General features: G+C 49.5%; 7 protein-coding genes. 5 read left to right on the top strand and 2 right to left on the bottom strand.

What is annotated here, in order from left to right:
* The first annotated feature begins 39 nt into the window (after positions 1-39).
* Positions 40-1,818, top strand: coding sequence for a SulP family inorganic anion transporter (locus tag PBA01S_RS15100; RefSeq protein ID WP_009224432.1), 1,779 nt, complete (start codon positions 40-42; stop codon positions 1,816-1,818).
* Between the two features lie 312 nt (positions 1,819-2,130).
* Positions 2,131-2,574, top strand: coding sequence for a hypothetical protein (locus PBA01S_RS15105; protein WP_009224431.1), 444 nt, complete (start codon positions 2,131-2,133; stop codon positions 2,572-2,574).
* 63 nt (positions 2,575-2,637) lie between these two features.
* Here PBA01S_RS15105 and PBA01S_RS15110 read toward each other — a convergent pair whose 3' ends face one another.
* Together PBA01S_RS15110 and PBA01S_RS15115 are read right to left on the bottom strand one after the other, a co-directional pair.
* Positions 2,638-3,090: a hypothetical protein gene (locus tag PBA01S_RS15110; protein WP_028539952.1), complete on the bottom strand. Its 453-nt coding sequence runs from the start codon at positions 3,088-3,090 to the stop codon at positions 2,638-2,640.
* A 505-nt stretch (positions 3,091-3,595) separates the two neighbouring features.
* Positions 3,596-4,831, bottom strand: coding sequence for a purple acid phosphatase family protein (locus PBA01S_RS15115; RefSeq protein ID WP_028539951.1), 1,236 nt, complete (start codon positions 4,829-4,831; stop codon positions 3,596-3,598).
* Positions 4,832-5,039: 208 nt separating this feature from the next.
* Here PBA01S_RS15115 and PBA01S_RS15120 point away from each other — a divergent pair, with 208 nt between their 5' ends.
* From PBA01S_RS15120 to PBA01S_RS15130, 3 genes are all read left to right on the top strand, one after another.
* Positions 5,040-5,753, top strand: coding sequence for a polyphosphate polymerase domain-containing protein (locus PBA01S_RS15120; protein WP_028539950.1), 714 nt, complete (start codon positions 5,040-5,042; stop codon positions 5,751-5,753).
* Between the two features lie 3 nt (positions 5,754-5,756).
* Positions 5,757-6,461 carry a DUF4956 domain-containing protein gene (locus PBA01S_RS15125; RefSeq protein WP_028539949.1) on the top strand — a complete coding sequence of 235 codons (705 nt, stop codon included), beginning with the start codon at positions 5,757-5,759 and terminating at the stop codon, positions 6,459-6,461.
* A gap of 22 nt (positions 6,462-6,483) precedes the next feature.
* Positions 6,484-7,530, top strand: a 1,047-nt coding sequence (locus tag PBA01S_RS15130; RefSeq protein ID WP_371859534.1) for a CotH kinase family protein, incomplete at its 3' end; no start/stop codon positions are given.

The raw sequence follows: 7,530 nt of genomic DNA on the forward strand, positions 1-7,530 counted from the left end.
TATGAAATGCAGATTTTTAAGAAAAGAAGGGTTTAACGGATGAAGTGGAGTGGAAGGTTCACCAATGTTAATGCGACAACGCTGCGCAAAGATTTGATATCGGGGTGTATTGTTGGCATCGTGGCCCTCCCGCTTGGGATGGCTTTTGCAATCGCGTCCGGCGTCGAGCCGGAGTATGGGCTGTATACAACGATCGTCGCCGGGATCTTGATTTCGCTGTTAGGCGGATCCCGATTCCAAATCGGCGGCCCTACCGGGGCGTTTATTCCGATTCTGCTCGCAATTGTGCTGCAATACGGCTATGAGAATCTCCTGATCGCCGGCTTTCTGGCCGGGATCATGCTGGTGTTGATGGGCCTGCTGCGGCTCGGAACGCTGATCAAATTCATCCCGAGGCCGGTCACGATTGGGTTTACCGCCGGCATTGCGGTGACGATCTTCAGTGGGCAAATCGGGAATTTCCTTGGTTTGACCGGGATGAAGCGGCATGAATATTTTCATGAAAATATTAAGGAAATCTTCCTGCAGCTTCATACGTTTAACTTCTACAGCTTCCTGACTGCAGGTATCTGCCTGGCAGCCCTGCTGCTGACGCCCAAGTTTCTCCCGAAAATCCCCGGATCGCTGGTTGGCATCCTCGTGTCTACGTTAGCTGCGACGTGGCTGTTCCCCGACCGGGTGACGACCATCGGCTCCGCTTACGGGGCGATTCCCCGCGGCTTGCCGGATTTCCACCCGCTGGCCTTGTCCTGGGACAACATCGTACCGATGCTCCAGCCAGCGCTGATCATCGCCTTGCTTGGCGGCATCGAATCGCTGCTCTCTGCCGTTGTAGCGGACAGCATGACCGGCACCCGTCACGACAGCAACCGCGAGCTGATCGGGCAAGGTCTCGCCAACATGGCCGCTCCGCTGTTCGGCGGCATTCCAGCGACCGGGGCGATCGCCCGCACGGCGACGAATATCAAGAACGGAGCAGTGTCTCCTTTTTCCGGCATCATTCATGGCGTCGTTGTGCTGCTGATCGTCGCGTTGTTTGCGCCATATGCATCCAACATCCCGCTGGCCAGCATGGCCCCGATCCTGATGGTCGTCGCCTGGAACATGAGCGAGCGCAAAGCGTTTGTCCACATGCTGAAGACACGGACCAGCGATACGCTCGTACTGATCGTTACGTTCCTGCTGACCGTATTTACGACGTTGACCATAGCTGTCGAGGTGGGATTGGTGCTGGCTGTTCTGCTGTTCGTCAAACGGATGAGTGACCTGCTCACCGTTGACAAGGTGCTGCCCGATTGGGCCTCCGGCAAGGAGAAGGTACGGGCGCATATCGTGTCCAAGGATCATGATTGCCCGCAAGTTTCCATTTTCACCATCGACGGACCGTTGTTCTTTGGCGCTTCGCAAGCGTTTGATCGGTTTGTCTCGCAAATTGAAGGCGGACTGCTGCGAGTGGTGTTGATCCGAATGGGCAAGGTACCGTTTATGGATACGACCGGCGAAGCGAATTTTGCCGCCCTGATCAAGCGGCTGCAACAAGCCGGCATCACCGTCCTCGTATCCGGCCTTCGTGCGCAGCCGCGCAAGCTGATGGACAAAGCCGGTTGCTATGCCATGATTGGCGAAGAGCATTTTTTTGAAAGCACCGGGGAAGCCCTCACCTACGCCTTAAGCCAAATCAATAACGACAAGTGCCGCGGCTGCAAGCATTTCGCTTTCCGCGAATGCGCCGCCCTGTGCGGGGCGGCGGAGCCCGAGCGGCACAAGCGTACCGAACTCGCCGGGTCGCTGGCTCGGGAAAGCAAGGTTACGGTGTAGCTCTGCTGGGGCTGTAAATCCGGCTAAAACCTCCCAAATAGGATGTAGTACATTCTATTTGGGAGGTTTTTTATGCTGTTTTGAAGGGATCCTCCATAACTATTTCCCCTATGACATTCGGTTTAATTACTATTCTATATCTAGTTCTCAAAATCAATATTATTGCCCAATGAAATAGTCCAATCATTTCTTTCACAGTTTCATAATTTAAGAGATGTGAGGGATATTTTTAAGAAGCTATGAAAGTCCCTTATAGTTGAGAAGCAATAGGTACCTAGCTCTCGACAAATCAGAAGAGGAGATGTTTAGTCTATGGCATTTACAAAGGAGTATGCAGCTAAAGTTATTTTAAGTTTGGACGGTGTAAGAAAAACTGAAAGAGCGCAAAGGGAAATTTATGACAAGGGTATTGTTAGTCCTACCGATTCTAGCACTTTAGCAGATGCGTTGAGTGCATCAGCTACTATCTTAGGACTTGTATTTCTTAAAAGTACAGCAGTAGGCTTAGCAACTGCCGTTCTCGGCATTGTAACCGATCTTATTCCAAATGAAAAAGAGATTCTTAAAGAGATGGTATACGATGGATATTGGCATTTAGGATACCTCGAAGACTTTTTGGTTGATAATCCAAACTTTGATTTACTGGAAGTTAACTTTCCTTTTATTGAGTACGAAACGGCTGGCGTTCGTTTCATCACAGGTAACGGCGTAGTAACTCGAGTTCATTCAAAAAGTGGGGGATGGCAAATTCTATAATATTTATCAAAAAAAGCAACCTTTTTTTAGTAGAAGGGTTGCTTTTTTTATACTCCGGAAAACTTACTTTTTAAATAATTCCTGAATAACGACCGTTGGATCAACCTTGCTTGTTATTTTGTAATATGAAGATCTGCCCCTGTTATACTCAAAAATATTGATGTAATGGTTATCATAAAGGATTAAACCAAACGCTAGCTCCCTGTTGACTTTTATAGTTATCCAGTAGGACTCTGTGTAACTAATATTTGATAAATTCGTTCTCTTTAGCTCAAGCTGTGAAAAATAATCTACAATTTTATTGATTTCATTTTTGTCAGTTATAGATCGTTCATCTTCATCTGCAGAGTTATATAATCGACTAATGACTTGTAATGAGCTTATTTCATCAGTATTTATATCTTTCATCACAATCTCGTTAAATGTAGTATTTTTTGAATGGTTTAAAAAAATCAATGTACCGGCAACTAATAAAATTAAAATTATTCCAATTGCAATGTATTTATAACGTTTCATAGAACATCACCTCATCTTCTCCATATAAACTTTTCATTTTAGTACATTAAAACTCCAATCATTCTTCAAACTTTAGGATACTCTATGAACTGGCTCCTTCTGTTTTACAGCAGGAGCCAGTTTCAGATTTTTTACTACTACTTTGAAAATTAAAATTTATCCTAATTAAACTTACTAACAAATTCTTAATTTCCACTAATATTTTCGTTTCGATCCTCATCTGTGTAATCTCTTACAGCTAAATGCCGATGATCTTAAAAACAAATTTTTTTATTTAATCAAACTTGAAGGGAGTGATTAGCTTCTCTAAAGTCAACGATAATCAAGTGAACAGTCACCTTAAATAAAAGAATTATCGGTACCTACTCCTAAAGTTTCCAAGAAAAGGATTGTTTAAATCCATAATATGCTCCCTCCTCCTGATCGTCAAGCTCTTCCGGTACTAAAACTGATCCTTTACCAATAGCCACTCAGTTATTGTGCACGTAAGTCGAGGGCTCACCCTTTACCGCTCCAAGGTAAACTCATCCAACCTGCGGCCGTTCACGGTATACGCGATGTACACCAAGGTGTGCTCGCTTACGGTGATCCCGGCAAACGTCTGCTTGTTGGGTTGGGTGTGTACGGCATGGTAGAACTTATCTTTTTTTAAATCGTTAAATTTGGGACCGGAGGTGTTGGTGACGACATAGACGGTCCCTTTGCCGTCTTGGGCGATTTGTCCATCCCTGATCGGATAGGAGCGGGAATATTCATGGTTGTGCCCCTGCAGCACCAGATCCACGCCAAACTCATCGAACACCGGAATCCAATCCTCGATTTTGTCGTACTGATTTCCACCGTAAGCAGGCCGATGAATCGCCACGATTGTCCAAGGCTTGGTGTTCTTGCGCAAATCCTCTCTGAGCCATTCCGTCTGCCTTTTGATTTTGGACTCCGTATTGAGCACAACGATATGAGCAAATCCATAATCAAAAGAATACGTAGTCCCCGGCGTAGCTCCCTCCGCCCCATTCTCCGGCACAAGAAAATGCGACGTAAACGCCGAAGCGTCCCCGGAAATTTCATCATGATTGCCCGCCACCGGCATCAGCGGCACGCGGGTAAGCCATTGGGCGGCTTGTCCAAACAGCCATTTCCAGCCCTGCGCATCGTCCGGATTCTCTGTCATATCCCCGTTGTGCACGATGAAGCGGGCTTCCGGGAATGCTTGAAACGCTTTGTCCAACGTGCGCGCCCAAGGCCGGAAATCCGCAGCCTTCTCGCCTTGCGAATCCGTGACGTTAATGAAGGTAAACGCCTGAGGTTCCTCAGGTTCTGTCACAAAGCTGACCGGCTCGCTCCAGCCGTCTTCCTGTCCATTTCCCACGCGGTAGACATACGTCGTTCCCGGACGAAGGCCGGCGGCTAACACCTTGTACACTGTCTGCCCTTTGCCCCCGTCCTCCATCACGGACGCCTTCGCTTTGAAGCTGAGCACCTCTGCCTCGTTCCAGGAAGGATCGGGCTCCGCCCCCTCCGCGATCTGCAAAATCCCAGGCTCCCCGGACGCCCCTTCAGTCTGCCAGGTGAACGCCATCGTCGTCCGCGCATCCCCGCCGATCGTCATCACGATCGATTGGGGTTTCGGGACGGCGGATACGCCAGCCTGTTGTTTTTTTTGCCAGCCAAAGACGACGATGCCAAGCAGCAACACAACTACCACTATCCCCAGCCAAACCATCTGACTCCGACCTTTCATATAAAAAAACTCCTTCGTGAATTTCCCTCAAGATAATGCGCGGGGGAGCCCCCTGTCAACTTTCCGACTTACAGGATTTCACATTTGTCAACGCAGTGTTAAAACTTTCAGTTGATTTTCAGTTTGCGTTAAGTGGACAATCAGGGAGCCTTGATAGGATAAATGACATCACACATAAGGTTCCCGAGAAAAGAGGTGCAACTTGAACTTGAACCAGAAACTGAAGTATCGCCACGAGCTGAAATTTATGATCAACCGCCACCAGTATTATATCCTTCGGCAACGGTTACGGGGATTAGCCCGCCATGACGAACATGCGGGACAGGACGGTGAATACCATATTCGCAGCCTGTATTTCGACGACATCGACAACTCCGCCTTGCACGACAAATTGGGGGGCATCCGTGACCGCCGTAAATACCGGATTCGCATTTATAACGGGCGGGACGACCTGATTCAGTTTGAGAAAAAAATCAAAAAAGGCGACTATATCGCCAAGCTCAAAGAACGGTTGACCCGGGAGACGGTGGATGCCATCCTGGCCGGAAATATTGAAGTGCTGAACGTGCCGGAAAAGCCGCTGTTGTATGAGCTTTACCTTGAGATGAAGCAGCGACTCTTGGCGCCGCAGGTGATCGTCGATTATGTCCGCGAACCGTTTGTTTGCCCGAACGGCAATGTGCGGATCACGTTTGATAAGGAGCTGCGGACCGGACTCCATGCCGTCAATTTGTTTGACCCGGATTTACGGCCCGTTTCGGCCAACGATGACAAGCTCATCATTCTCGAGGTCAAATACGACGAGTACATTCCGGAATATCTGCAGGCCGCTCTGCAGTTAGAGGGGCTCAGACAGCAATCGGCATCCAAATACGTCATTTGCCGCAAATATTTGAAGACCAACGCATGGGAGGATTATTGATTGATGAATGCAACAAATACTGCAACGACAACAACGAATTTTAGCGATATCGTGAAAAATTCCATTCTCGACAATTTCACTTCAGACATCAGCATCAGCAAAATCATCATTACGTTAGGCGTTTCGTTCCTGATCGGACTGTTCATTTACATTTTGTACAAACGGGTATTCAGCGGGGTGCTGTACTCGAAGAGCTTTAACGTCTCGCTCATCGGCATGACAATGGTCACTGCGATGGTGATTATCGCCGTTAACTCCAACCTGGTGCTGTCCCTCGGTATGGTTGGTGCCCTGTCGATCGTCCGCTTCCGTACGCCGATCAAGGATCCAACCGATCTGATCTTCCTGTTCTGGGCAGCCGCAGCCGGGATCGTCGCAGGCGCCGGGTTTTATGCGCTGGCCGCCATCGGTTCGGCGGTGATTGGCCTCATCCTGTTCCTGTTCATCAAGAGCAGTTCCTTGGAAACCCCTTATCTGCTGGTTGTGAACTGTGAGAGCGATGAGAGCGAGAAGCTCGTTCATTCGCAAATCGGGCAGCTGGTCAAACGCTACAACGTGAAGCAAAAAACCGTAACCGCAGGCAACATTGAAATGACGCTAGAGGTTCGCTTGCGCGATCAGGAAGGCAATTTTGTGAACCAAATTACCGCGCTGGGCGGCGTCAAAAATGCCGTGTTGATCAGCTATAACGGCGACTACGTGTCTTAACGGAACCCGGAGGTGGAAGAGAATGATGCGCAAAGGGACCCGGCTTTTGCTGTGGACGTGCGTCGGGCTGCTGTTGGTTGGCCTGATTGCCTGCGAGGCCACCATGAATTCCGGGGGATCCTCCGTGACGAACAGTCAGACGGGGGCTGCCGGGAAGCGAACGGTCTCTGCGGAGGAGAAAAAGCTGGATGAAGAGGTGTTCCCCAAGGACCGGGTGGTTGACGTGAAAATCACCATCGACGAGGCGGATTTCCAAGACATGCTGGACAATGCCAGCGCCGAGGAATTCAAAACCGCGTCGGTGGATTACAACGGTCACCATTTTGACAATGTCGGCATCCGTACCAAAGGCAATTTGAGCTTGCGCAGCGTGGTGCAAATGAGCGATTCCGATCGGTACAGCTTTAAGTTGTCTTTTGACGAATATGTGAATCAAACCTTGGAAGGTATTCAAAAAATCAACCTGAACAACAACTACAGTGACGCTACGTACATGCGGGAGTTTCTGACCTATGAGCTATCCGAGCAGATGGGCTTGCCAACGCCAAAGCACTCTTACGTGAACGTCTATATTAACGGCGAGCTCTGGGGGTTCTACCTGGCGGTGGAGCAAATCGGCGACGCCTATCTGGAGCGTAACTTTGGCAATGCCTACGGGGCGTTGTACAAAGGGGAAATGACCGGCAGCGGCAGCGATTTGACCTGGTTGGGCGATGATCTGTCGGCGTATACCGGATTGGTGCAGAAGTCGAAGTCGTCGAACGGCGATATCCTGATCAAGATGCTGGATGAACTGAATAACGGCAGCAACTATGAAAAATACATCAATGTGCCGGACGCGCTGGGCTACATTGCGCTAAACACGCTCACGAACAATATGGACAGCTACATCGGCGCCAATAAGCAGAACTATTATTTGTACGAGGACGACGGCGTCTTCTCCATCCTGCCTTGGGATTACAACATGGCCTTTGGCGGTATGGGCCGGGGCGGCGGCGGATTCGGCCGCGGCGCGAACGGCGGCGCAGGCGGCGGAGCGGATGGCGCTGGCGGTGCAGCCGGTGCGACC

This window comes from Paenibacillus barengoltzii NBRC 101215 (assembly GCF_004000745.1).
GTDB lineage: Bacteria > Bacillota > Bacilli > Paenibacillales > Paenibacillaceae > Fontibacillus > Fontibacillus barengoltzii.

Coding starts and splice junctions, on each gene's coding strand:
- PBA01S_RS15100 (WP_009224432.1), top strand. CDS start 40: ATGAAGTGGAGTGGAAGGTTCACCAATGTTAATGCGACAACGCTGCGC.
- PBA01S_RS15105 (WP_009224431.1), top strand. CDS start 2,131: ATGGCATTTACAAAGGAGTATGCAGCTAAAGTTATTTTAAGTTTGGAC.
- PBA01S_RS15110 (WP_028539952.1), bottom strand. CDS start 3,090: ATGAAACGTTATAAATACATTGCAATTGGAATAATTTTAATTTTATTA.
- PBA01S_RS15115 (WP_028539951.1), bottom strand. CDS start 4,831: ATGAAAGGTCGGAGTCAGATGGTTTGGCTGGGGATAGTGGTAGTTGTG.
- PBA01S_RS15125 (WP_028539949.1), top strand. CDS start 5,757: ATGAATGCAACAAATACTGCAACGACAACAACGAATTTTAGCGATATC.